Genomic DNA, 23,396 nt, shown 5'->3' on the forward strand with positions numbered 1-23,396 from the left:
AGCGCCGCACCGTGTTTTGGTCCGAACCATTGACCGTATTGGTCTAGTCCTTCTACGGTTTCCCCACCGTTCAACGCGTCCATGTCAAGAGCGCTCTCCCCATCCCACCGAGGAGACCCCCCATGCCCAGAACGCACGGACACCACCCCCGCACCCTGATCGCCGCAACGGCCGCCGGCGCGGCCCTGCTGGCGGGCAGCCTCGTGGCGACCCCGGCCACGGCGGACGACGGCACGGACGAGACCGCGGCCGGCCACCGGGTGGTCGGATACTTCACCAACTGGGGCGTCTACGAACGCAACTACCACGTGAAGAACATCGAGACCTCCGGCTCCGCGGCGAAGCTCACGCACATCAACTACGCCTTCGGCAACGTGAGCGGCGGCAAGTGCGCGATCGGCGACGCCTACGCCGACTACGACAAGGCCTACGACGCCGCCGGCAGCGTCGACGGCAAGGCCGACACCTGGGACAACGGAGCCCTGCGCGGCAACTTCAACCAGGTGCGCAAGCTCAAGAAGCTGCACCCGAACCTCAAGGTGGTCTGGTCCTTCGGCGGCTGGACCTGGTCCGGCGGCTTCGGCGAGGCCGCCAAGAACCCCACGGCGTTCGCCGAGTCCTGTTACAACCTCGTCAAGGACCCCCGCTGGGCCGACGTCTTCGACGGCATCGACATCGACTGGGAGTACCCCAACGCCTGCGGCCTGACCTGCGACACCAGCGGCCGCACCGCCTTCCGCGACATGATGGCCGCGCTGCGCGCCAAGTTCGGCACGCGGAACCTGGTCACGGCCGCCATCACCGCCGACGCCTCCTCCGGCGGCAAGATCGACGCCGTCGACTACGCCGGCGCGGCGCGCTACGTCGACTGGTACAACCCCATGACGTACGACTACTTCGGCGCCTGGGAGGCCAAGGGCCCCACCGCCCCGCACTCCCCCCTCACCTCCTACAGCGGCATCCCCAAGGCCGGCTTCTCCACCGACGCCACGATCACCAAGCTCCTCTCGCAGGGCATCCCCTCCTCCAAGCTCCTGCTGGGCCTGGGCTTCTACGGCCGCGGCTGGACCGGCGTCACCCAGTCCGCCCCCGGCGGAACGGCCACCGGCCCGGCGAAGGGCACCTACGAGGCCGGCTTCGAGGACTACAAGGTCCTGAAGTCCTCCTGCCCCGCCAACGGCACGGTGGGCGGCACGGCCTACGCCAAGTGCGGGTCCGACTGGTGGAGTTACGACACCCCCGCCACCATCGCCGGGAAGATGGCCTACAAGAACCGGCAGAACCTGGGCGGTACGTTCTTCTGGGAGCTCAGCGGCGACACCGCGAGCGGTGAACTGATCAAGGCGATCAACTGATCCCCGGCCCCCGGCAGTGATCCGGTCATGGGCGGTCCGGCCGAACTACCCTGAGCGGACCCGAGCACGCACAAGGAGCCGCCGCCCATGACCGTCACGCTCGACCTGGCCTTCTTCCAGCGCTTCCTCGACCGCGCGACGCGCGTCGTCGTCGCCGAGGCCGCCCGCCTGACCGAACTCGACGCCGCCATCGGCGACGCCGACCACGGCGCCAACCTCAAGCGCGGCTTCACCTCCGCCGCCGACGCCCTCGCCGCCGACCCGCCCGCCACCCCCGGCGCCCTGCTGACCGCCGTCGGCGCGCACCTGACCAACACGGTCGGCGGCGCCTCGGGGCCGCTGTACGGCACGGTCCTGCGCCGCATGGGCAAGATCCTGGGCGAGGACCCCGTCGTCGAACCCGCCACCCTGGGCCGCGCGCTGGCCGCGGCCGTGGCGAGCGTACGGCGGCTCGGCGACTCCGCGCCCGGCGACAAGACGATGGTCGACGCGCTCCAGCCGGCCGCCGACGCCTACGCCGAGGCCCTCGGCGGGGGCGACGTGACCGCCGCCCTCGACGCCGCCGCGCACGCGGCCCGCGCGGGCGCCGAGGCCACGATCCCGCTGCGCGCCCGGCGCGGCCGGGCCAGCTACCTGGGCGAGCGCAGCATCGGCCACCAGGACCCGGGCGCCACCTCCTCGGCCCTCCTGGTCACCGCCCTGTACGAGGCCACGGACCCGGCGCTGTGCGCCGTCGCGCCGGAAGCGGAGGCCAAGGCCGAGGCGGAGGCCGCGGCGGCGACCGGGGCGGAGGCGGAGCGGCCGGCCGGGCGGGTCGGCGTCGTCCTCGTCTCGCACAGCCGAGAGGTGGCCGAGTCGACCGCCGCGCTGGCCAGGGCTCTGGTCGGCACGGGCGACCCGGCGCCGGTCGCGCCGGCCGGCGGGCTGCCGGACGGGGCCATCGGCACCAACGCCGAGCTGGTCCGCCGCGCGGTCAAGGACGCCGACCGGGGCGCCGGCGTGGTGGTGCTGTGCGACATGGGCAGCGCGGTGCTGACCGTCAGGACGCTGCTGGCCGAGAAGGAGCTCGAGGGAACGCACATCGCGGACGCCCCCTTCGTCGAGGGCGCGGTGGCGGCGGTGGTGACGGCGTCGGCGGGCGGCGACCTGGAGGCCGTCCTCGCGGCGACCGCCGACGCGCGCACGTACCGCAAGCTCTGACGCCGCCCGGGGGCCGGGGTCCGGCGCCGGAGCGTCAAGGCGCCGCGTCAGCACGGGTGTCCGGAAATAACCGAACAGACAGCGCCGACACGGCGGCGGCCGCCACGCATTCGCCGCCGAAGTCTGGAAATGTCGACGTGTTCCGTTTCCGCACGTTCCCCTTCCCCCCTTCCCGGCCGGAGGTCCTGCCGCGGTGTCGCGCACGCTGTCGATGTCGGGCAGATTGCCCTTCGCGCTCGTCCTGGCCTATCTCCTGATCATCGTCGTCATCGACCTGGTGACACCGGCGGACCTGCGGCTCGACGTCTACGCCGCCCTCGCCCCCGTGACCGCCTCCGTCCTGTGCACCTATCCGCAGACGGTCTTCATCGGGGTCGCCGACTTCTGCCTGATGGTGGCCCACCACGGCGTCCTGCCCGGGGACGTGGCGGCCGTCAACCGCGTGGGCTCCTTCGTGGGCAACGCCCTGATGGTCGGCGTGAGCATCGCGGTGGCCCGGCTGCGGCGGGAGGGGGACGAGCTGCTGGAGCGGGTGCGGGCCACCGGCGAGGCGGCGCAGCGGGCGCTGCTGCGGCCGCTGCCGCTGCGCACCCACGGCATGGTCGTGGACGGCTTCTACGTCTCCTCCCAGCGCGAGGCCCTGGTCGGGGGCGACATCTACGAGGTCCTCGACACCCCGTACGGGACGCGGGTGCTGATCGGCGACGTGCGGGGCAAGGGGCTCGGCACGCTGGGGGCGGGGGCGGCGGTGCTGACGGCGTTCCGGGAGGCGGCGTACCACCGGCGCGACCTGGACAGCGGGGTGGTGGCCATGGAGCAGGGGCTGTCCCGCTACCACCGGTCGCACGAGTACCAGTCGAGCACCCCGGAGGCGCACGCGGCGGAGGAGTTCGTGACGGCGCTGGTCATCGGGACGGAGCACGACGGCGACGGGCCGGCCGCGGCCGCGGGGAAGGTGCCGGTGGTCTTCGTCGACTGCGGCCATCCGGCGCCGTTCCTCATCGGCGCGGACGGCGGGGTCCGCGAGCTGGAACCGCCGGAGCCGGGGCTGCCGTTGGGGCTGGGCGAGCTCGCGGCGGAGCCCCGGCCCGCCCGGCGGATCGCGCTGCCCGCCGACTGCCGGGTGCTGGCCTGCACCGACGGGGTCACCGAGGCGCGCGACGGGGACGGCGGCTTCTATCCGCTGGCCGAGCGGCTGGACGCCTGGGCCGCCCTGCCCACCCCCGAGCTGCTGCGCCGGCTGCGGGCCGACCTGGCCGCGCACACCGGCGGCCGGCTGCAGGACGACGTGGCGGTGCTGGTGATGGAACGCGCACCGGCGGCGCCCGGAGCGTGATGCGGTCAGCCGCCCGCGAACAGCTCGAAGGCCACGCCCGGCCGGCCGCCGAACCGCTCGGCGACGGCCGCCATGCTGCCCTCGAGGAAGGTCCGGCAGTAGGTCTCGGGGTCGTCCCGCGTGAGCGCCTGGATGTAGGTGCGGTGGCAGAGCAGGGACTCGACCGCCCGTTCGAGGCCGGCGCGGGCGTCGACGGCGTGCGTGGGCCGGGGCGAGCCCGCGACGGCCACGTAGCGCACGCCCTGCCACGGCGGCAGGCCGTCCTCGACGAGGTCGGGGAAGATCCAGCGGTTGCCCGCGTCGGCGACGGCGTCGAGGACGGCGCGGCCCACGGCCCGGTGGTCGGGGGTGTTCCAGTGGGAGCCGCCGGTCCAGGTGTCGTGGTGGTTGAGGGTGATCACCAGCTCGGGGCGGTGCCGGCGGATGGCGGCGGCGAACTCGCGGCGCAGGGGGATCCCGTACTCGATGACGCCGTCGAGGTGGCCGAGGAACTCCACGCTCGTCACGCCCACGACGGCGGCGGAGGCCCGCTGTTCGCGCTCGCGCAGCGGTGCGGCCTCGGCGGGCCCGATGCCGTCGATGCCCGCCTCGCCGAAGGAGGCCAGCAGGTAGGCGCACTCGCGGCCGTCGTCGGTCCAGGTGGCGACGGCGGCCGAGGCGCCGTACTCGAGGTCGTCGGGGTGGGCGACGATCGCCAGGGCCCGTCGCCAGTCGGCGGGCATCTCGGCGAGCTGCTCGGTCATGGGCACTCCTCGGTCGGGGAACCGGTGGACGGTCCGGTCGATGAGCCGGTCGATGAGCCGGTCGATGAGCCCCTGGCCAGCGTATGCGTCCTTCCGTGCCCTTTTCCTCACTCCTCTTCGCGACACGCGGGAACTGGGCGCGCGCGCCGTCCGACTATCTGGTCCGGGACCGTAACGGCGGCCCCGGTGAATGCGATGACGTCCGACCCTGGAGTGTTTACTGATGCGCCCTCGTGCGTGGTGCGGTGTGCTGGCCGCTGTGGCCCTGTCGGCGACGGCCTGTGGTGGCGGTGACGGGAAGAAGGCCGACGACGCGGGAGCGGCGGCGGCCGGCCGGGCCGGCTTCCCGGTGAGCGTCGGCGACTGCATGGGGGCGAAGACGACCTTCGAGTCGGCCCCCAAGCGGATCGTCACCAGCAATGCCGCGGGCCTGGAGCTGCTGCTGTGGCTGGGGGCGGGCGACAAGGTCGTCGGTACGGGCTTCCCGCCCGGCAAGGGCGCGCTGCCCGGCGAGTACGCCGGCGCGGGGGCCAAGGTGCCGGTGCTGGGCAAGACCGTGATCTCCAAGGAGAAGCTGCTGGGCTCGGGTGCCGACCTGTACGTCGACTCCTTCTCGTCCATGAAGAACATGGGCAAGATGGGCGACGCCCCGACGCCCGAGGAGTTCAAGGCCGCCGGCATCCGGCACGTCTTCCTCAAGTCCTCCGCCTGCGCGTCGATGAACAAGTCCCCCCGCACCGACCTGTCGGGCGTCGAGGCCGACATCGAGGAGCTCGGCAAGGTGACCGGCACCTCCAAGCGCGCCACCGAGCTGGTTGCGGGGATGCGCAAGAAGACGGGCGAGGTGCGGGACGCGCTCAAGGACGTGCCCGAGGACAAGCGGCCGACGTACTTCCTCTTCGACTTCGACGCCGGCACCAAGCAGCCGATGGCGGTGTGCAACCGCCAGGTCGCCAACGCCGTGATCACCCAGGCCGGCGGCCGCAACGTGTTCGCCGGCTGCGACGGCGACTTCAAGCCCGTCGGCTGGGAGGACGTCGTCGCCAAGAACCCCGACTTCATCCAGCTGGCCGTCCGCAACCGCGGCAGCGAGGAGGCCAACGCCAAGGCCTTCGACGAGGCCGCGGACTTCCTCAAGTCCTTCCCCGCCACCAAGGACCTCAAGGCCGTCCAGGAGGGCCGCTTCCTGCGCATCCGCTCCGAGCAGACCACCATCGGCGGGGTGCGCAGCGCGGATGTGGTCCGCGAGATCGCGCACACGCTGCACCCGGACCGGGTGAAGTAGATGACGGCGCTCACCACCGCCGGCGAGGCGGAGGAGGAGCGGGAGCGGGGCGTACGCACGGTGGGCGCCGGCTGGGCCGGCGCCGCGCTGGGCGTCGCCCTGCTGGTGGCGCTGACCGCGTCGGTGTGCCTGGGCTCGACCTCGGTGCCGCTGGGTGAGGTGTGGTCGGCGGTGGCCCGCGGCATCAGCGGCCGGGAGCCCGCGCCGGGCACCCAGGACCTGATCGTGTGGCAGCTGCGCATGCCCCGGGCCCTGCTGGCGGCCGTCGTGGGCGCCGGGCTGGGCCTGGTCGGCACGGCCGTCCAGGCCCTGGTCCGCAACCCGCTGGCCGACCCCTACCTGCTGGGCATCTCCAGCGGGGCGTCGCTGGGCGCGGTCTCGGCGATCGTGCTGGGGGCGAGCGCGGGCGGGGCGCTGGGGCTCGGACTGTCCTCGGCGGCCTTCGCCGGGGCACTGGCGTCCTTCACGCTGGTGTGGACCTTCGCCCGGCGCGGGGGCGGCTTCCGGCCGCTGCGGCTGGTGCTGGCGGGCGTGGGCATCGGGCAGTTCCTGTCCGGCTTCACCCACTACCTGGTGCTGCAGACCGGGAACGAGCAGCAGACGCACGGCGCGCTGTTCTGGCTGATGGGCTCCCTCGGCGGCGCCCAGTGGTCCACCCTCGCCCTGCCCACCGCCGCCACCCTGCTGGCCACGGCCGTGCTGCTGGCCCGGGCGCGGCCGCTCAACGCGATGCTCATGGGCGACGAGACCGCGGCCGGCCTGGGCGTGGACGTCACCCGGCTGCGGCGCGAACTGTTCGTCGTCACCAGCCTGCTGACGGGCGTCCTGGTCTCGGTGTCCGGGGCGATCGGGTTCGTGGGGCTGATGGTGCCGCACGCCTGCCGGATGCTGGTGGGCGGCGACCACCGCCGGCTGCTGCCGGTGTCCGCGCTGTTCGGCGCCGTGCTGCTGACCGTCGTCGACCTGGTGGCCCGCACCGCGCTGCCCGACCAGGAGCTGCCGGTGGGCGTGGTCACCTCCCTGATCGGCGCGCCGGCGCTGCTGTATCTGCTGGACCGACGACTGGAGCGGCCGTGAGGATCGCCATCGAGGGACTCGAGGTGAGACTGTCCGGCCGCACGGTGGTCTCCGGAGTCGACCTGCTCGCCGAGGACGGCGAGATCGCCGGGCTCGTGGGGCCCAACGGCAGCGGCAAGTCGACCGTGCTGCGCACCGTCTACCGGCATCTGGCGCCCCACGCCGGCCGGGTGCTCGTCGGCGGCACGGACATCCGGCGGCTGACGCCCGTGGAGTCCGCGCGGCAGGTCGCGGCCCTGCCGCAGGAGCGGGGCACCGACTTCGAGCTGTCGGTCCGCGAGGTCGTCGCCATGGGCCGCACGCCCTACAAGCGCGCCTTCGCGGGCGAGGACGCGGCCGACCGGGACACGGTGGCCGGCGCGCTGGCCCGCGTGGGCATGGCGCACGCGGCCCGGCGGCGGTTCTCGGCGCTGTCGGGCGGCGAGCGGCAGCGGGTCCTGCTGGCCCGGGCACTGGCCCAGGACCCGAAGGTGCTGGTGCTGGACGAGCCGACGAACCACCTGGACGTCCGTCACCAGGTGGAGCTGCTGGCCCTGCTGCGCGAGCAGCGCCGTACGACGCTGATCGCGCTGCACGACCTCAACGCCGCCGCCTCCGTGTGCGACCGGCTGCACGTGCTGCACGAGGGGGCCGTGGTGGCGTCGGGGGCGCCGCGCGAGGTGCTCACCCCCGAGCTGCTGGCCGAGGTGTTCGGGGTGCGGGCGGCCGTGGTCGAGCACCCGCTGACCGGCGACCCGCTGATCGCCTTCGATCACCGGGCGCCGGCCTCCTCCGAGGTGGTGGCGGTCAGCTGACCGCCGCGCCGGCGTCGTGGCCGGCTTCGTAGTGGCTGGGGCGCCCGTCGCGCAGGACGAGGCGCCCCAGCCTTTCGGCGTCCGCGCGGCGCATCAGCCGGGCCGCTCCCCCGGCCTCGCGCAGCACGGCGGCGTGCCAGGGCGTGGCCCAGGCGTCGGCCGCCTCCAGGAGGCGGATGCCGAACTTCTCGGCGCCCGGCCGCTGGGGGTGGATCGACAGCCGCACCGAGCGGGGGTGGTGGTGGGCAATGAGGTCGCCCCAGGCGCGGCTGCGGGCGATGACGCCGTAGGCCCGGCTGCGGCACTCGCGCTGCAGGGCGGAGCGGGTGCCGGTGAAGTCGGCGGTGTCCTCGAACAGGAAGCGGGTGATGCCGCGGTAGAGGCGGGCGGTCTCGTCGTCGGTGCGGGCCGTCGCGCGCAGGGAGTCGAGGGAGGGCGCGTAGGCCTCGGTGACCAGGGCGCGCTTGGTGTCGTAGTCCGCGTCGCCGTGGACGTGGCGCAGGTCGAAGGTCTCCAGGTGGCGCAGGCCCTGGTCGTGGATCAGGGCGCGCAGGGCGTCGCCGTAGGCGTCGATGTGCGCGTCGGGGACGTTGATGAGGTCGCCGAAGATGTGGCCGTCGGAGCAGATGAGCATGCGCGCCCCCGGCGCGTATATCTCGCCGATGCGCGCGCACAGCCGGTCGAGGAAGGCGAGCGAGAGCCGTTCGCCCTCGTCGGGCAGGTGCCCGAGGACCTTGGCGGGGTTGGGGGACTTGCAGGGGAAGCCCGGGAGGGTGAAGAGGACGGGCTCGCCGGCGTCGGTGAACTGCCGTATCTGGGACAGCTGCTCGGGGTGGTCCGCCGGGTCGGGGGACGGCGCCGCGGTGGTGCGGTGGTACGGCAGGAGGAGACCGAGGATGCGGGTCTCGACGGAGGTCGTGGTCAGGGTGGTGTGAGACATGCGGCGGTCATCCACGGGAGCGGGGGCACACGGGCCCCTCGAAGGCGACGGGGAGTTCGGCGGTGCCACGGCCGAGGACGGCGGGGATCCAGCGCAGCTCGTCGTCGTCGACGGCCAGGCGCAGGCCCGGGAGCCGGGCGACGAGGGTGCCGAGGGCGACCTGCATCTCGGCGCGGGCCAGGGCCGCGCCGGGGCAGAAGTGGACGCCGTGCCCGAAGGCCAGGTGGGGGCCCTGGGCCCGGTCGAGGTCGAGGGTGTCGGGGTCGGGGAAGCGCTCGGGGTCGCGGTTGGCGGCGCACAGCGAGACGATCACGGAGTCGCCGGCCGGGACGCGGGTGCCGTGCAGGTCGGCGTCCTCGGCGAGGAAGCGCCAGGTCGTGAGCTCGAAGGCGCTGTCGAGGCGCATCAGTTCCTCGACGGCGGCCGGCATCAGCTCCGGCTCGGCACGCAGCCGCTCCAGCACCTCGGGATGGCGCATCAGGGACACCAGGGCGGTGGTGATCTGGTTGGTGACGGGTTCCTGGCCCGCCACCAGCAGCTGGAAGATCATGGAGTCCAGCTCCTCCGGGCTCAGCTCGCCCTCGTCGCGGGCGGCGACCAGGCGGCTGAGCAGACCGTCCCCGGGGTGCTCGCGGCGGTCGGCGACGACCTCGGCGATGTACTCCTGCAGTTCGCGCAGCAGCGCCTCGTACGCGGGGCGGCCGGGGTCGGTGGGGCCGACGGGCGCCACGACCTTGCCCCAGTCGCGGCGGAAGCGGGCGGCCAGGTGCGGGGGCAGCCCGATGACCTCGGCGAGGACCTGGAAGGGGAAGCGGGCGGCGAAGCACTGCACGAGGTCCGTGACCGGCGCGTCTCCGGGCATGGCGTCGACGAGCGCGTCGGCCATCTCCTGGAAGCGCGGCCGCAGCTCCTCCACGCGGCGCGGCGCGAAGGCATCGGTGATCAGACGGCGCATGGCGGTGTGCTTGGGCGCGTCCTGGTGCAGGAGGTGCACCTGCAGCTGGGAGTGCTGGGGCTCGGGCATGATCGAGGCGCGTTCGCGCCAGCGATCGTTGCCGAGCGCGTGGTTCTTGCCCAGCCGGGGGTCCGCGAGGGTCCGCTGGGCGGCGGCGTGCCCGGTGACGAGCCAGGCCGTGACCCCGCTGGGGAAGAGCACCCGGTGGACGGGGCCGGCGGCACGCATCTGCTCGTACAGCGGGTACGGATCGCGCTTGTACTCGGGGCCGTAGAGAGGTACGGGGTCGGGCAGCGACACGGTGGGGATCTCCTCGCGAAGTCGTGGACCCCAAGGAAGTCGTACGGAACGCGGGACGAGTTCCCGGGGGTTCGTACGCACATGCGGAACCACCTGCCGCCATCTCTGGGTAGTCGGGTGCGCGGGCCCGCTGGTTCCCGGGTGCGAAAGGGATAATCCTCACGCGCCGAGCGGGGTGCGAGGACGGCTGCGGGCGGCTGTCGGCGTGTCACGATGCGGCGATGACGACCGCACGCCGAGCACGCCCCCCGCTCCGTCCGTACGCCACCCTGACCGGCTTCGTCCTGCTGCTGGCCGCCGTCTTCGGCGTGTCCTACGCGGCGGGCTCGGCGGCCGGTCCGGTGTCACCGGGTATGCACCGCACGGGCGGTGGCGACTCCGGGTCCGGGTCCGGGTCCGGGTCCGGGTCCGGGTCCGGGTCCGGGTCCGGTGGGGGCTCGCAGAACGGGTCCGGCGGGGACATGGGCGGCATGCCGGGGATGAGGCACTGATGAGCACGACGACCGACCCCGCCCTCACCACGACCGAACTGGTCGTCGGCGGGATGACCTGCGCGGCGTGCGTGGCGCGCATCGAGAAGAAGGTCGGCCGCCTCGACGGCGTGAGCGCGACCGTCAACCTCGCCACCGGCCGGGCCCGCGTCAGCCACCCGGCGTCCGTGACCGTCGCCGACCTGGTGGCCGTGATCGAGGGCGCGGGCTTCACGGCCGCGCTGCCCGAGCCGCCCGCCTCCGACGCTCCGGCCGGGGAGGACGACGGCAGGCCGGACGCGCCGGCCCGCAACCGGCTGATGATCACGGCCGCGCTGTCCGTTCCGGTGCTGGTGCTGTCCATGGTCCCCGCGCTGCAGTTCCGCAACTGGCAGTGGCTGTGCTTCGTGCTCGCCTCGCCGGTCGCGGTGTGGGGGTCGTGGCCCTTCCACCAGCGGGCGCTGCGCGGGCTGCGGCACTCGGCCGCCACCATGGACACCCTCGTCTCCCTCGGCGTCCTGGCCTCCTACCTCTGGTCGGCGTACGCGCTCTTCCTCGGCGGCGCCGGGGAGCCGGGGATGACGATGCCGTTCACGCTCGTGCCGACGGCGATGGGCGACACGGCGGACGTGTATCTGGAAGCGGTGGTCGGCGTACCGCTGTTCGTGCTGACCGGCCGGCTGCTCGAGGCACGGGCCCGGCGCGGCACGGGCTCCGCGCTGCGGGCGCTCGCCTCGCTCGCGGCCAAGGACGTGGTGCTGCGCGCGGACGACGGCAGCGAACAGCGCGTGCCGATCGGGCGGTTGCGGGTCGGCGACCGGTTCGTCGTCCGGCCCGGGGAGCGGGTGGCGACCGACGGCGTGGTCGTCGCCGGCAGCTCGGCGCTGGACCTGTCGCTGGTGACGGGCGAGAGCGCGCCGGTGGAGGCCGGGCCGGGCTCGGCCGTGGTGGGCGGCGCGGTGAACTCCGGCGGCCTGCTGGAGGTACGCGCCGAGGCGGTCGGCGCGGACACGCAACTCGCCCGGATCGCCCGGCTGGTGGAGGAGGCGCAGGCGGGCAAGGCCCGCGTGCAGCGCGTCGCGGACGCGGTCGCGGGCGTCTTCGTCCCGGCGGTCCTGACCGTCGCCGTCACCGTGCTCGGCTTCTGGCTGGGCGCGGGTGCGTCCGGGCAGGCGGCCGTCACCGCGGCCGTCGCGGTGCTCGTGGTGGCCTGCCCGTGCGCCCTGGGCCTGGCCACGCCGACCGCCCTGCTGGCCGCCACCGGCCGGGGCGCGGGCCTGGGCATCCTGGTCAGCGGCCCGCAGGCGCTGGAGGGCCTGCGGCGCGTGGACACCGTCGTGCTGGACAAGACCGGCACGCTGACCACGGGTTCGATGACGGTCACCGAGATCACGGTCTCCGAGATCACGGTCACGGGGACGACGGCCACCGGGACGACGACCCCCGGCACGACGGCCACCGGGCCGGGCGGCGACGAGCGGGCCGGCGACGAGCGGATCCTGCGGCTGGCGGCCGCGGCGGAGGCCGGTTCGGAGCACCCCGTCGGCCGCGCGATCCACGCGCACGCGCTGCGGGCGGCGTCCGGGCCCCTGCCGCCCGCGACGGACTTCGTCGCGACGCCGGGCGTGGGCGTACGGGCGCGGGTGGACGGCCGCCTGGTGGAGGTGGTCAGGCCCGACGCCCGCTCCGGCGGCGAGGGGCCGGCGGCACCGCCACCGCTGGCCGAGGCCCTGCGGCGGGCCGAGGAGCACGGCCGCACCGCCGTCCTCGTCACCGTCGACAAAGCGCCCGAAGCCGTCATCGCCCTCGGCGACACCGTCCGCCCCGGCAGCTACCGCGCCGTGGACCACCTCAAGCGCCTCGGGCTGCGCCCGGTCCTGGCCACCGGCGACGGCGAGGCGGCCGCCCGGGCCGTCGCCGCCGAGCTGGGCATCACCGAGGTCCACGCCCGGGCCACGCCCGAGGACAAGGCGGAGCTCGTCCGCACCCTGCGCGAGCGCAGCCACCGCGTCGCGGTCATCGGCGACGGCGTCAACGACACCGCCGCCCTCGCCGGCGCGGACCTCGGCATCGCGATGGGCAGCGGCACCGACGCGGCCATCGGGGCGGCGGACGTCACGCTCGTCCGCGAGGACATGAGCGCCCTGGCCGACGCGGTCCGCCTCGCCCGGCGCACCTCGGTGACCGTACGGTCCAACCTGCTCTGGGCGTTCGGCTACAACCTGGTCACCGTGCCGCTCGCCGCGGTCGGGCTGCTGAGCCCGATGCTGGCCGCGGCGGCGATGTCCGCCAGTTCGCTGCTGGTCGTGGGCAACAGCCTGCGGCTGCGCGGCTGGCAGCCGCGGCCCCCGGGCGCCGCCCGGAACTCGTCCGCACGGACCCCGGCACGGGCGGCGCGCGAACAGGCACGGCAGCCGGCACAGACACCGGCACAGGTACAGGCACAGGCACAGGCACGAGGTGGCATCCGATGAACGACTCCACGGCTTCCCTCGTGCGCACCGCCCGGGCCGCCCTCGTCCCGGTGGCGGCGTGCGCCCTGGCCCTCGGCGGGCTGACCGCCTGGACGGCGTCCGGCGCGGCCGGCCGCCCGGCGTCGGTGACGGTCGAGGACGCCCGCGTCCTGGTGCCCTTCGGCCTGGACAACACGGCGGCGATGGTCCGGCTGCGCAACACCGGCGACGTGGCCGACGAGCTCGTCGGCGTCGACGTGCCGACGGCGGGCGGCGCGATGCTCAGCCGCACGGTCGTGAAGAACGGCGCCGGCTCCATGAAGATGGTCGGCTCCGCGACCGTGCCCGCGCGCGGCACGCTCGAGATGTCGCCGCACGGCCTGGACATCATGGTCTACCGGCCGCCCAAGCTGCAGGTCGGCGAGCGGCTCCCGTTCGTCCTGCGCTTCCGCGAGAGCGGGGTGGTCCGGGCGGAGGCGGTGGTCGTGCGCCCGGGCAGCTGAAGGCCCGGGGCGGCTGAGCGGACAGGGTGCCGGTGCCGGACATGGGTGAGGGGGCCGCGGTGTGCGTACGGACACCGTGGCCCCCTCGTCGTGGGTGCGGCGGGCCGCTACCCCGCGAGCGCCGGGACGCGCGCCGCCGGCGCGGAGGCGCGTACGGCGGGCATCCGCACCGCGTGCGGCGCGGCCGCGCTCACCTCGCGCTCCGCCGTCTCCAGCTGCACGATCAGCGCCTCGCGCGCCCGTGCCACGCGGGAGCGCACCGTACCGACCGGGCAGCCCGCCACGAGTGCCGCCTCCGCGTACGGCAGCCCCAGCATCTGCGTCAGGACGAACGCCTCGCGCCGCTCGTACGGCAGCCGGTCGAGCAGCTGCGAGAGCGCGACGCCCTCGTCGAAGCCGGGCAGCTCGGCGGACTGGGTGCGCTCGGCGGCCGACTGCCAGTCGTCGGTGTCGGACAGCCGCGGCCGGGCGGCCTGGAAGCGCAGGCGGTCCACGACCGTCCGGCGGGCGATGGACAGCAGCCAGGTCCGGGCCGAGGAACGGCCCTCGAAGCGCGGCAGCGAGCGCAGGGCGCGCAGGAACGTTTCCTGTACGAGGTCGTCGGCGCCCTGCGGGTCGTTGCTCAGCCGGGCCACGTAGCGCCGTACGTCGTTCTGCGTAGCGCGGATGAATCGTTCCACCGCGTCGGCGTCGCCGCCGCGCGCGGCGAGCGCCCAGGCGGTCACGGTCTCGTCGTCACGCACGGCGGCCTCCCGCACGGGGGGTGGTGCGCGGGGCGCGGTGGCCGCCGGGGACGATGGCGGGGTGCACTGCAGTGAGGTTCGTACCGCTATATCCGCCCGCGTCGACGGCGAGGAGCTGCCGCCGGACATCTCGGCCGAGGAGCTCGACGCGCATCTGCGCGCGTGCGCCGACTGCCGCGGCTGGGGCGAGCGGGCACGCCGGCTGAGAGTGCTCGCGGCGGCTCTCGACCTCGCGTGAGCGGACTGGCACGCCGGGCGGGCACGGCGGCGCCGGCTGGGTGAGGGCAGGGGTCATCGCCCTGGGTCCTTCCTGGAATCCGGGCGCCCTGCCGCGTGGGCGGGCCGGCCCGGTGACGTGAAACGGCCTGGTCGGTCGCCGTCAGGCGACGGCGACGAGGACCGCCGGAGGACCCCGCTGGGCGAGGACGTGGGCGTACAGCAGCTGCCGCAGCCGCTGCGCGGCGCGCTCGAGGGAGGCGCGAACGCGGGGCGGGCCCGGGCGGGCCGGTACGTCCTGGAAGAGGAAGAGCAGCGGCGCGAAGAGCCGGGCGCCGAGGGTGCGGCCGAGGCGGAAGGCCGCCTGTTCGCCGCCGGCGAGCCACAGGCCGCAGACGAGGGCGACCAGGACGTGCGCGGACCACATGCCGAGGGCGCCGTGGCCGGCGTGCATGCCGCCCATGCCCATGCCCATGCTCATGGTGTGGTCCATGGCCATGGGCGCCGCGGCCATGCCTGCGCCCGCGCCCACGTCCATGCCCAGGTCCGCGGGCGGAATGCCGCCGCAGGTCGCGTCACCGGCCACCTGCGGGAGGGGGCCGGAGGACAGGGAGGCCGCGTTCCGCACGACGTTCTGGGCGAGCGAGAAGAAGGAGTGCAGTCCGGTCTGCGCGCCCACCGTAGCGAGTGTGATCAGCAGCGGGCCGCGCTCGCGGCCCGCGAGGAACCACGCGCAGCTGCCCGTTCCGGTCAGCGCGACGGCTATGGCCCACCACGGGACGGTGGTCCCGGACATGACGGCGTGGCCCAGGGCAGCGAGCAGCACACAGACCGCTGCGAACACACCGGCTCGCAGCGTGCGCGTCCCCTGTCCGGTCTGCTGCCCTGCTTTCATGACGGGGACATCGTTGCACCCGTCCCCCACGGCCCGACACCGGGGGCGCGAAGATGCCCGTACGACCCCCCGCCCGGGCGCATGGCTCCGCCCCGTACCGTCCGCCCGGCGGTACGGGGCGGTGGGCCGCCGGCTCGGGGGGAATGACCGGCAACCCGGTCCCGTCGCGCCAGTGGGACTCGCGACATCGAGTCAACCGCGTACCGGCCCCGGGCGGGAACGTGTGCGAGGGGGTGGGCGCGGGTGCGCCGCGCACACCCCGTGTGAAGGAGACCCTTCCGCTACCGCGACCCGGACGAGGCCCCCCGGTCGGCGCGGCGCGGGAGCCAGGCCGCGTTGCCCTTGTCCCCGATGCGGCTGCCGATCGCGCCCTTGATCACCGACAGGGCGGCGGGCAGCGCGGCGATGGCCGCGGCCTTGATCGCGGACACGTCGGTGAGGTCGAACCCGTCGGCGATGAGCAGGCCGAGGAATGTGGTCACGTAGGCGGCGAGGGTACGTTCGGCTATGTCGGCGAGCACCTTGCTCATGGCTGTCTTTCCATTCGGGAGTTCTGGACGTACGGATCCGTCGGTCCGGACGTGCGGAAGGGATACGGACGAGGTACGGAGGGGGTACGAAAGGGAGTTGCCGTTGCTGCAGGGGGCAGCGTCGCCTTTGTGACGTGTGCACCGCAAGCTTTCCCTGACGTGGTTGTACCCGCGACAGCCCTCAACGGCACCGGAGTTGAGCGGTATCGTTCGACGGGCGGCCGACTCCGGCGGAGGGGAGGGCCACGTGGTCAACCCGTGGCTGGCGATGGCGTCCGGCGTCGATCCCGCCGAGCGGAGGGGCTCGGTCGGCTCCGCGCACGCCGCGTTCGTCTCCGGCGGCGAGCCCGGACCGGCGCTGCGCCCGGTCGTCGCCGACTCCTGGCGCCGTTCGGCGGCGGCACTGCCCACGCCGGAGTTCATGGCCCCGGTCGAGCTGGCCGACGCCGACCTGGAGGGCTACCGCCGCGCCCACCCGCTGGCCCGCGCGATGCCGCTCTTCCGCGAGCTGCTGGGCTCGATCGCCGACGACGGGGCCCATCTCCTCGCGGTCTGCGACGCGTCGGGCCGGATGCTGTGGGTGGAGGGCCACGCGGGCCTCCGCGGCCGCGCCGAGCACATGAACTTCGTGCCGGGCGCCCGCTGGGACGAACGGCACGCCGGCACCAACGCGCCGGGCACGGCGCTGGCCCTGGACCACGCCGTGCAGATCTTCGCCACCGAGCACTACAACCGCCTGGCCCAGCCCTGGACCTGCGCGGCCGCCCCCGTCCACGACCCGGCCACGGGCCGGCTGCTGGGCGCGGTGGACATCACCGGCGGCGACCACCTGGCGGCCCCGCACAGCCTGGCCCTGGTCCAGGCGACCGCGCGGGCGGCCGAGGCGCACCTGGCGGCCGGAGCCCCCGGCCCCCGCAGCGCCCTGTCGGCACTGGGCCGGGACGAGGCCCTGCTGACGACGGGCGGACGGCGCGTACGGCTGGGCAGGCGGCACAGCGAGATCCTGGTCCTGCTGGCCGCGCACCCCGACGGCCTGACCGGCGAGCAGCTGTCCGCCGCGCTCTACGGGGAGCGCGCGGTGCCCATGGTGACGCTGCGCGCGGAGATCTCGCGCCTGCGCAGGCTGGCCGGCGAGCTGCTGGCGTCGCGTCCGTACCGGCTGACGGGCCCGGTGGAGACGGACGCGGCGGACGTCGAGGAACGGCTGGCGGCGGGCGACCTGCGGGCGGCGGTCCGCGCGTACGACGGCCCGCTGCTGCCGGCCTCGGAGGCGCCGGGGGTGTGCCGGCTGCGCCGGCTGCTGGAGGACCGGCTGCGGCGCGCGGTCCTGGGCGGCGGGGACGCGACGGCGCTCCAGCTGTGGGCGGAGCGCCCCTGGGGCGAGGACGACCTGGAGGTGTGGGAGCGCCTGCTGGCGGCACTGCCGGAGAGCGCGGCGCACCGGGGCTCGGTTGCGGCGCGTGCGCGCGGGCTGCGGGCAACGTTCGCGCAACCCGCGCGGGGCTAGCGTCCGCGGCATGACCCGTTACGCCAGCCCGGGCTCCCCCGAGGCCATCGTCAGCTACCGTCCGCGCTACGACCACTGGATCGGCGGCGAGTACGTACCGCCCAAGCAGGGCCGGTACTTCGAGAACCCCACCCCGGTGACCGGCCTCCCCTTCACCGAGATCGCGCGCGGCACCGCCGAGGACGTCGAGCGCGCCCTGGACGCCGCCCACGCCGCCGCCCCCGCCTGGGGCCGCACCTCCCCCGCGGAACGCGCCCTCGTCCTGAACCGCATCGCCGACCGCATGGAGCAGAACCTCGAGATCCTGGCGGTCGCCGAGTCCTGGGAGAACGGCAAGCCGGTCCGCGAGTCGCTCGCCGCGGACATCCCGCTCGCCATCGACCACTTCCGCTACTTCGCGGGCGCGATACGCGCCCAGGAGGGCGGCCTCTCCGAACTCGACGAGGACACGGTCGCGTACCACTTCCACGAGCCCCTCGGCGTGGTCGCGCAGATCATCCCCTGGAACTTCCCCATCCTGATGGCCGCCTGGAAGCTCGCCCCGGCCCTCGCGGCGGGCAACACGGCCGTCCTCAAGCCGGCCGAGCAGACCCCCGCCTCCATCCACGTCTGGCTCGACCTGGTGGCGGACCTGCTCCCGCCGGGCGTGGTGAACGTCGTCAACGGCTTCGGCGTCGAGGCGGGCAAGCCGCTGGCGTCGAGCCCCCGGGTCGCCAAGATCTCCTTCACCGGCGAGACCACGACGGGCCGGCTGATCATGCAGTACGCCTCGGAGAACCTCAAGCCGGTCACCCTCGAACTCGGCGGCAAGAGCCCCAACATCTTCTTCGACGACGTCTCGGCCGCCGACGACGACTTCCTCGACAAGGCCCTCGAGGGCTTCACCATGTTCGCCCTCAACCAGGGCGAGGTCTGCACCTGCCCCTCCCGCGCCCTGATCCAGCGCGGCCACTACGACGCCTTCCTCGAAGCGGCCGTGGCCCGCACGGAGGCGATCCTCCCCGGCCACCCCCTGGACACCGACACCATGATCGGCGCCCAGGCCTCCAACGACCAGCTGGAGAAGATCCTCTCCTACCTGGACATCGCCCGCCAGGAAGGCGCCCGCCCCCTCACCGGCGGCGCCCGCGCCCACCTCGACGGCGAACTCGCGGGCGGCTACTACGTCCAGCCCACCATCTTCGAGGGCCACAACCGCATGCGGATCTTCCAAGAAGAGATCTTCGGCCCCGTGGTCGCCGTGACCTCCTTCACCGACCTCGACGACGCCGTCTCCCTGGCCAACGACACCCTCTACGGCCTCGGCGCCGGCGTCTGGACCCGCAACGGCACCACCGCCTACCGAGCCGGCCGAGCCATCCAGGCAGGCCGAGTCTGGACCAACTGCTACCACGCCTACCCGGCCCACGCCGCCTTCGGCGGCTACAAACAGTCGGGCATCGGCAGGGAGACCCACAAGATGATGCTGAACCACTACCAGCAGACGAAGAACCTGCTGGTGAGCTACTCGGCTAAGCGGCTGGGGTTCTTCTAGGAACGCCTCAAGGGGCCTCCGACCTGCGCTTACGCAGGTCGGAGGCCCCCTGCGAGGGAGGCTAGGGGGTGGAGAGGTAGCGAGGGCGAAACACCTCCTTCACCCCAGTTTGTCTCACCTGTATCCCGCTGCTGACCAGCGCTTCCGGGCTATTCCCGGGCCAAGTCAGGGCTCATCAGCCCTGTGCCCCGGGGCTTGTGGGCTTCCACTGCTTCATCGCCTCCTCGATCCGCTGGTTCGCCCGTTCCTGACCGTTCGCCAGTACCTTGGCGTAGACGCGGAACATCACTTCGATGCTCTGGCCGGCGCGGCGGGCGCACTCGGCCGGGTCGACGCCGGAGTGCAGCCAGAAGGAGATGCCGGCGTGGCGCAGGTCGTAGGGCCGCTTGGCTACGAGTGAGGACTGTTCTTCCTCAGTGAGAGCCATCCCCCGAGCCTTCGTCCATGTCTTGCCGTAGGCGGCGGACTGTACGTACAGGCCGGCGCCGCTACGGAAGAGGCGCCCGTCCGGGGCGGTGCCGTACCGGTCGATGTGTTCTCGGATCATGGTGACGAAGACCGGGGGGATCGGGACCGGTCGTGTCTCCTTCAGCGCTCTCTTCTTTAGCGGGTGGACTTCATGAGCCGTGCCGTCGTCCGTCCACTCCTTCCCGGCCAGCACGACGCCTCCGCGCAGGGTGAGCAGTCCCCATCCCCTGTCGGGCAGGCGGCATTGGGCGCGCTCCAGTCGGATGACCTCGGCCGGGCGCATGGCGGCGTAGTACATGCACCCGAAGAAGGCTTCCAGGTGCGGGCCACGGCCTCCTTGCTCGCGTACGGCTTCCAGGAGCAGGGACACCTGATGCGGATTCGGTACGCACTCGGGGTCGACTTCCTCAGCGACGTAGGGCTTCTGCCATCGCACGCCGTGTAGTGGATTGGCCGTGAAATAGCCCTTCTCCACGGCCATCGACAGGATGTCGCTCAGTGCGGCTTTCTTCCGCAGGGCGGTCTTGGCTGCTGCCGGCTTACCGTCGAGTTTCAACGACAGCGCATCAAGCGCCTGTCGCAGGACGATGGCGTCTTCCATGCGGCCGATGGGCAGTGAGCGTTGCTCGATCCAGGCCAGGGCCTTGCGCCACTCCTCGGGAGGGGGGCTCTGCCATGCCTTCTTGTTGAACGCCCAGCTGTAGAGAGCCCGGCGCAGCACCCGGGGTTCCGGGTGCTGCGCGCCGGGTTCAACGAGGGCCGGCGTGATGGTGGCGAGCGCGTCTGCCATGGTGCGTCGGGTACCGCCCGGCGTTCGGTCCCATCGCTGGTCAATGTAATCGCGGGCGTGCTGGTACCACGTGATCTTCTGCTTGATGGCTCGAAGCTCCGACGCCGGCAACCCCGTCCGCTCGTCGAACGGCTCCCCCTCACGAGCCATCGTCATGAGCTTCGAACGGCGGCTCTCCGCCAACCCCTTGGTGGCAAACGACTCGGACTTTTCCCGGGTGTTCACCGTCCATCGCACCTCGAAGGACTTCCGACGACCGGGCCGCTCCCGGATGTCCCAGAAACGGACCCGGTAGCTCATCGCCATCAGTGGGTGTCCTTCTCGCACGCGGCCCACCAAGCATCGATGTCCGCGCGGCGGAAACGCAGCTGGCCGTTGGGGAGCTTGACGCCCTTGGGGGCCTGCCCGCGGGCACGCATGCGGTAGAACGCAGACCGGCTCATGTCGAGTTCCTCAAGAACCTCGCAGAGCTTGAGCTTCCTCTGGCTTGCCAAGTCGAATTCTCCTTAGCGAGGGAGTACAGACGACGCCACCTGTGGCGTTCTGTCACAGGCATTGCGGGTGGGTTAGGTGTCCGGCCGCGGTGAGCGCGGGGTCCACGGGCTTCCCGCAGACGGCGCAGCGGAGGTGGAGACCTGAGATTGGGTGCGAATCGCTGTCCGCGCCGTCCGCACTGTCCGCAAGTTGGCGTTTTTGCTGGTCAGCGGCGTGCGCGGGTGCGGACAGCGATTTGGATTCGCTGTCCGCAGTGCTGTCCGCGCTGTCCGCAGATGGGGGTTGCGGACAGCGGACGGACAGCGTACGGACAGCGGTCTCGTCATCGCTGTCCGCATGTTTTTGCCGTTCAGCGGGGGTTGCGGACGGCGCGGACGGTGCGGACAGCGATTTACGGGCTGTCTCTGCCGGGGTGAGCTTGACGACGCGGCCACGGTTGCGGCCGTTGTCGCGGCCTTCTTCGAAGGCGATGCCGGCTGCCCGGAGGGCGGGGGCGAAGCGCCGCAGGAGTGCCCCCGCGTGTGCGGGGGTCTTCGGCCACTTCGGGGTGTGGGTCTCGGGAGGCGGAAGCAGGTCGAGGAGCTGGGTGACACTGCCGTTGTAGGGGCCATGGGTCTCGATGAAGGTGACGACCGCGGCGGCGAAGGGGTCGGCTTCGAGTGCTTCGACCGCCACGGTCTGCGCGGCAGCCAGGTAGTCAGGCAGGGTGCTCCAGCCCTGCACGCGGTCCACGGTGGCCAGGACGCGGGCGAAGTCGGCCATGCGCGGCATGCGCTCGAGGTGGACGTGAGGCAACTCGCGCAACACGGCGGCGAGCAGATCGAACAGAGAGGCCAGGATCGCCGGCCGTGCCGCATCGAAGGCGATGTCCAGCGCTTCCTCGGTGCGGCGGCGCTCCTCCAGGATCACCTGAAGATCCAGCATCATCAGGCGTTCAGCCAGGTCTCCGGCGAGTGCTCCGGCGTCGATGGTCGTCATCGCCAGGACACGGCGGAAGGTGAGGACGACTACGTCATCGTCGGTGTACAGGGCACGGTCGACGATGCCGTCACCGGTGACGGCCTTGCACAGAGTGTCGGAGAGCCAGGGCTGGATGGTGCTGATGTTGTCCAGGCACAGAGCCCAGGAGTTAAACGCCTGAGTGGCCCAGGTCTTCACGTCCCGCGGCTGGGAGCGCTTCGTGGCGGCAGAGGGGTCAACGAGGTTGATGACCATCTGGGCTGTTTTGGATTTGCCGGTGCCCTGCTCGCCCTTGAAGGTGAGTACTGGGTGCGGGATGTGCGGGATCCAGGCGGCGATCAACCAGGCCACGAGCTGGTGGAAGGCGGTGTCGTCCATGTTCAGCAGGTCGTGCAGCAGCGCCAGGCCGTTCCCGTCCGGCTGTGGAGTGGGCATGGGTGACATGGCACCGGATCGGCGAAAGAGCACTGGCGAGCGCTCCTGCACCGCCCAGCCCTCCGGGGAGACGCTTACGCACCGGCCGTCGGCGGTGCCCAGGTCGAGGACGACCTGTTCCGGTCCGCCGGCGACGCGCAGGTGGACGGGCACGGGGTCGGTGGCTGCGGCCATGCCTTCGAGCACGGTCATGGCATCCGCCAGGGCGGCCTGTGAGGGGACCTGGCCGCCGCTGGCCTCGGTGTACTGCCGTGCCAGCCAGGACCGCATGCCCGCTTTCCCGCGCAGCGGCAGGACGACGTTCGGGCCGTGGCGGCGCACGCCGTAGGGGCGACCGTCCTCGGACATCACCAGGTCGTAGCCCTCCTGCGCCAGCGACACCAGCTGCGACGCCTGCGAGGGGCCCTTCTCCCTGCCTGTCACCGCTGGACCTCCCGGGCTGCGCCGCGCTGTGCGCTGACGATCGTGCGGCGGGCCGGGATCTCCGGGTGCCCGCGCATCACCGCGGCGGCCAGAAGCCGGTCGGCGGCAGTGGCGGGGGCGATAGCGGGTGCGGCGAACGCCCTCCGTCCAGCCCAGTAGAGGCGGTTGTTCAGGTCGTTCGGGCCGCAGTCCAGGACGAAGCGGACGAGTGCGTCCAGGCGTCGCTCCGGGCTGCCCAGGGCGGTCCGTTCGGGCTCCCGTGGCACTGGGGTGCTGTGGGCGCCGCCCTGGTCTGCTGTGAGCAAGGCCAGCAGCGCGGCGGGGGCCGGTGCGATGGCGTCAGGGCCCGAGTCGGGGTGGTAGCGGTAGTAGCCCTTGGGTCCAAGGGAGCCGGGGCCGACAAGGTAGCCGCCGCTACCGCGGGTGTCGACGCCGTCGGCGAGCAGGCTCGCTGTGTTGGGGATCTGGACGCCGGCTGGGGCGGTAAGCCATAGGTGCAGGCCGCCGGACTGGGTTACGACGGTGGCCGTGCGCGGCACGGCGAACCCGTGGTCGGTCGCCATGCGATGGAAGTTGGCGATGCCGTCGATGCCGTTCTTGCGGTCCAGATCCAGCCCGAACAGATAGTGCGGGACACATCCGCAGGCGATGCCGTAGCCAGCCGCCCAGGGCGCGGCGGCGAACAGGCGGCGGACCTGGCTGGGGTCGCTGCTGGCGTCGTGGACACCGTGCCCGAGCGCTCCGCATTCGCCGCTGCAGGGGTCGGTGTCGTCGAGGTGGGCGCTGGGGAGAGCGGGGATCTTCGAGCGGGTGAGCGGAAACACCGCGAGGTCGTACAGAGTGGCGGCGGTCAGGGCATGGGCGCGTGCGGCGGCCCACCAGAGACCGGGACGCTGGGCACGGGAGCTCTGTTGGGTCATGCTGGAGACCTCCGGGTCTTTCAGGGCCGGGAGAGGAGCCCGGGGCAGCCGGCTTGCTTGCAGGCGTCT

At 73.2% G+C, this 23,396-nt stretch carries 22 protein-coding genes and 1 pseudogene; 12 read left to right on the plus strand and 11 right to left on the minus strand.

What is annotated here, in order from left to right; translation table 11 throughout:
* Positions 1-122: 122 nt before the first annotated feature.
* From IE295_RS31995 to IE295_RS32005, 4 genes and pseudogenes are all read left to right on the plus strand, one after another.
* Positions 123-1,355 (plus strand): glycoside hydrolase family 18 protein, encoded by a 1,233-nt coding sequence (locus IE295_RS31995; RefSeq protein WP_190067305.1) that lies wholly within the window; start codon positions 123-125, stop codon positions 1,353-1,355.
* 87 nt (positions 1,356-1,442) lie between these two features.
* A pseudogene (gene dhaL / locus IE295_RS34010) lies at positions 1,443-2,078 on the plus strand (dihydroxyacetone kinase subunit DhaL); the annotation flags it as partial.
* A complete protein-coding gene (gene dhaM, locus IE295_RS34015; protein ID WP_268255741.1) occupies positions 2,079-2,555 on the plus strand; it encodes a dihydroxyacetone kinase phosphoryl donor subunit DhaM in 477 nt (158 codons plus the stop codon). It abuts the pseudogene before it with no gap.
* A 211-nt stretch (positions 2,556-2,766) separates the two neighbouring features.
* Positions 2,767-3,891, plus strand: coding sequence for a PP2C family protein-serine/threonine phosphatase (locus IE295_RS32005; RefSeq protein WP_190067307.1), 1,125 nt, complete (start codon positions 2,767-2,769; stop codon positions 3,889-3,891).
* 5 nt (positions 3,892-3,896) lie between these two features.
* Here the strand turns inward: IE295_RS32005 and IE295_RS32010 are convergent, their stop codons facing one another.
* Positions 3,897-4,634, minus strand: coding sequence for a PIG-L deacetylase family protein (locus IE295_RS32010; RefSeq protein WP_190067308.1), 738 nt, complete (start codon positions 4,632-4,634; stop codon positions 3,897-3,899).
* A gap of 223 nt (positions 4,635-4,857) precedes the next feature.
* Here IE295_RS32010 and IE295_RS32015 point away from each other — a divergent pair, with 223 nt between their 5' ends.
* Genes IE295_RS32015 through IE295_RS32025 form a run of 3 tightly spaced genes read left to right on the plus strand, consistent with a single transcriptional unit; the run spans position 4,858 to position 7,790 of the window.
* On the plus strand, positions 4,858-5,919 hold the full coding sequence (locus IE295_RS32015; RefSeq protein ID WP_190067309.1) for an ABC transporter substrate-binding protein: 1,062 nt from the start codon (positions 4,858-4,860) through the stop codon (positions 5,917-5,919).
* The gene (locus IE295_RS32020) at positions 5,920-6,996 is read left to right on the plus strand and encodes a FecCD family ABC transporter permease (RefSeq protein ID WP_190067310.1); all 1,077 of its coding nucleotides are present in this window, start codon (positions 5,920-5,922) and stop codon (positions 6,994-6,996) included.
* Positions 6,993-7,790: an ABC transporter ATP-binding protein gene (locus IE295_RS32025; RefSeq protein WP_190067311.1), complete on the plus strand. Its 798-nt coding sequence runs from the start codon at positions 6,993-6,995 to the stop codon at positions 7,788-7,790. Before IE295_RS32020 ends, IE295_RS32025 begins: the two co-directional genes overlap by 4 nt.
* Here IE295_RS32025 and IE295_RS32030 read toward each other — a convergent pair.
* The 3 genes from IE295_RS32030 to IE295_RS34345 form a co-directional block, all read right to left on the minus strand.
* Positions 7,783-8,730: an L-tyrosine/L-tryptophan isonitrile synthase family protein gene (locus IE295_RS32030; RefSeq protein WP_190067312.1), complete on the minus strand. Its 948-nt coding sequence runs from the start codon at positions 8,728-8,730 to the stop codon at positions 7,783-7,785. The genes IE295_RS32025 and IE295_RS32030 overlap by 8 nt on opposite strands.
* A 7-nt stretch (positions 8,731-8,737) precedes the next feature.
* Positions 8,738-9,994 (minus strand): cytochrome P450 family protein, encoded by a 1,257-nt coding sequence (locus IE295_RS32035; protein WP_190067343.1) that lies wholly within the window; start codon positions 9,992-9,994, stop codon positions 8,738-8,740.
* Between the two features lie 304 nt (positions 9,995-10,298).
* Positions 10,299-10,457 (minus strand): hypothetical protein, encoded by a 159-nt coding sequence (locus IE295_RS34345; protein WP_190067313.1) that lies wholly within the window; start codon positions 10,455-10,457, stop codon positions 10,299-10,301.
* 18 nt (positions 10,458-10,475) lie between these two features.
* On the opposite strand from IE295_RS34345, the gene IE295_RS32045 reads away from it, so the two are divergent.
* Together IE295_RS32045 and IE295_RS32050 are read left to right on the plus strand one after the other, a co-directional pair.
* Entirely contained in the window at positions 10,476-12,929 is a 2,454-nt protein-coding gene (locus IE295_RS32045) for a heavy metal translocating P-type ATPase (RefSeq protein ID WP_190067314.1), read from the plus strand.
* Entirely contained in the window at positions 12,926-13,411 is a 486-nt protein-coding gene (locus tag IE295_RS32050; RefSeq protein WP_190067315.1) for a copper chaperone PCu(A)C, read from the plus strand. Before IE295_RS32045 ends, IE295_RS32050 begins: the two co-directional genes overlap by 4 nt.
* Before the next feature lie 107 nt (positions 13,412-13,518).
* On the opposite strand, the gene IE295_RS32055 is transcribed toward IE295_RS32050, so the two are convergent.
* Entirely contained in the window at positions 13,519-14,154 is a 636-nt protein-coding gene (locus IE295_RS32055) for a sigma-70 family RNA polymerase sigma factor (protein ID WP_224323560.1), read from the minus strand.
* A gap of 61 nt (positions 14,155-14,215) precedes the next feature.
* On the opposite strand from IE295_RS32055, the gene IE295_RS32060 reads away from it, so the two are divergent.
* The gene (locus IE295_RS32060) at positions 14,216-14,392 is read left to right on the plus strand and encodes a zf-HC2 domain-containing protein (RefSeq protein ID WP_190067316.1); all 177 of its coding nucleotides are present in this window, start codon (positions 14,216-14,218) and stop codon (positions 14,390-14,392) included.
* 141 nt (positions 14,393-14,533) lie between these two features.
* On the opposite strand, the gene IE295_RS32065 is transcribed toward IE295_RS32060, so the two are convergent.
* Together IE295_RS32065 and IE295_RS32070 are read right to left on the minus strand one after the other, a co-directional pair.
* Entirely contained in the window at positions 14,534-15,265 is a 732-nt protein-coding gene (locus tag IE295_RS32065; protein WP_190067317.1) for a hypothetical protein, read from the minus strand.
* Positions 15,266-15,546: 281 nt separating this feature from the next.
* Entirely contained in the window at positions 15,547-15,795 is a 249-nt protein-coding gene (locus IE295_RS32070; RefSeq protein WP_190067318.1) for a holin, read from the minus strand.
* A 247-nt stretch (positions 15,796-16,042) separates the two neighbouring features.
* Between IE295_RS32070 and IE295_RS32075 the strand changes: the two genes are divergently transcribed.
* Both IE295_RS32075 and exaC read left to right on the plus strand, forming a co-directional pair.
* A complete protein-coding gene (locus IE295_RS32075; RefSeq protein WP_190067319.1) occupies positions 16,043-17,302 on the plus strand; it encodes a helix-turn-helix domain-containing protein in 1,260 nt (419 codons plus the stop codon).
* 10 nt (positions 17,303-17,312) lie between these two features.
* Positions 17,313-18,836, plus strand: coding sequence for an acetaldehyde dehydrogenase ExaC (gene exaC, locus IE295_RS32080; protein WP_190067320.1), 1,524 nt, complete (start codon positions 17,313-17,315; stop codon positions 18,834-18,836).
* 175 nt (positions 18,837-19,011) lie between these two features.
* On the opposite strand, the gene IE295_RS32085 is transcribed toward exaC, so the two are convergent.
* The 4 genes from IE295_RS32085 to IE295_RS32100 are packed head-to-tail and all read right to left on the minus strand — an operon-like array spanning position 19,012 to position 23,327.
* The gene (locus tag IE295_RS32085) at positions 19,012-20,400 is read right to left on the minus strand and encodes a tyrosine-type recombinase/integrase (protein ID WP_190067321.1); all 1,389 of its coding nucleotides are present in this window, start codon (positions 20,398-20,400) and stop codon (positions 19,012-19,014) included.
* The gene (locus IE295_RS32090) at positions 20,400-20,588 is read right to left on the minus strand and encodes a helix-turn-helix transcriptional regulator (protein WP_190067322.1); all 189 of its coding nucleotides are present in this window, start codon (positions 20,586-20,588) and stop codon (positions 20,400-20,402) included. The genes IE295_RS32085 and IE295_RS32090 overlap by 1 nt, the downstream gene beginning before the upstream one ends.
* A 52-nt stretch (positions 20,589-20,640) precedes the next feature.
* Positions 20,641-22,407 carry an AICE element replication initiation protein gene (locus tag IE295_RS32095; protein ID WP_190067323.1) on the minus strand — a complete coding sequence of 589 codons (1,767 nt, stop codon included), beginning with the start codon at positions 22,405-22,407 and terminating at the stop codon, positions 20,641-20,643.
* Entirely contained in the window at positions 22,404-23,327 is a 924-nt protein-coding gene (locus IE295_RS32100) for a bifunctional DNA primase/polymerase (RefSeq protein WP_190067324.1), read from the minus strand. Before IE295_RS32100 ends, IE295_RS32095 begins: the two co-directional genes overlap by 4 nt.
* Positions 23,328-23,396: the final 69 nt, after the last annotated feature.

Origin of the sequence: Streptomyces griseocarneus (assembly GCF_014655595.1) — a bacterium.
GTDB lineage: Bacteria > Actinomycetota > Actinomycetes > Streptomycetales > Streptomycetaceae > Streptomyces > Streptomyces griseocarneus.

Coding starts and splice junctions, on each gene's coding strand:
- IE295_RS31995 (WP_190067305.1), top strand. CDS start 123: ATGCCCAGAACGCACGGACACCACCCCCGCACCCTGATCGCCGCAACG.
- IE295_RS32010 (WP_190067308.1), bottom strand. CDS start 4,634: ATGACCGAGCAGCTCGCCGAGATGCCCGCCGACTGGCGACGGGCCCTG.
- IE295_RS32065 (WP_190067317.1), bottom strand. CDS start 15,265: ATGAAAGCAGGGCAGCAGACCGGACAGGGGACGCGCACGCTGCGAGCC.
- IE295_RS32005 (WP_190067307.1), top strand. CDS start 2,767: ATGTCGGGCAGATTGCCCTTCGCGCTCGTCCTGGCCTATCTCCTGATC.
- IE295_RS32050 (WP_190067315.1), top strand. CDS start 12,926: ATGAACGACTCCACGGCTTCCCTCGTGCGCACCGCCCGGGCCGCCCTC.
- exaC (WP_190067320.1), top strand. CDS start 17,313: ATGACCCGTTACGCCAGCCCGGGCTCCCCCGAGGCCATCGTCAGCTAC.
- IE295_RS32085 (WP_190067321.1), bottom strand. CDS start 20,400: ATGGCGATGAGCTACCGGGTCCGTTTCTGGGACATCCGGGAGCGGCCC.
- IE295_RS32030 (WP_190067312.1), bottom strand. CDS start 8,730: ATGTCTCACACCACCCTGACCACGACCTCCGTCGAGACCCGCATCCTC.
- IE295_RS34345 (WP_190067313.1), bottom strand. CDS start 10,457: ATGCCGCCCATGTCCCCGCCGGACCCGTTCTGCGAGCCCCCACCGGAC.
- IE295_RS32100 (WP_190067324.1), bottom strand. CDS start 23,327: ATGACCCAACAGAGCTCCCGTGCCCAGCGTCCCGGTCTCTGGTGGGCC.
- IE295_RS32020 (WP_190067310.1), top strand. CDS start 5,920: ATGACGGCGCTCACCACCGCCGGCGAGGCGGAGGAGGAGCGGGAGCGG.
- IE295_RS32015 (WP_190067309.1), top strand. CDS start 4,858: ATGCGCCCTCGTGCGTGGTGCGGTGTGCTGGCCGCTGTGGCCCTGTCG.
- IE295_RS32045 (WP_190067314.1), top strand. CDS start 10,476: ATGAGCACGACGACCGACCCCGCCCTCACCACGACCGAACTGGTCGTC.
- IE295_RS32070 (WP_190067318.1), bottom strand. CDS start 15,795: ATGAGCAAGGTGCTCGCCGACATAGCCGAACGTACCCTCGCCGCCTAC.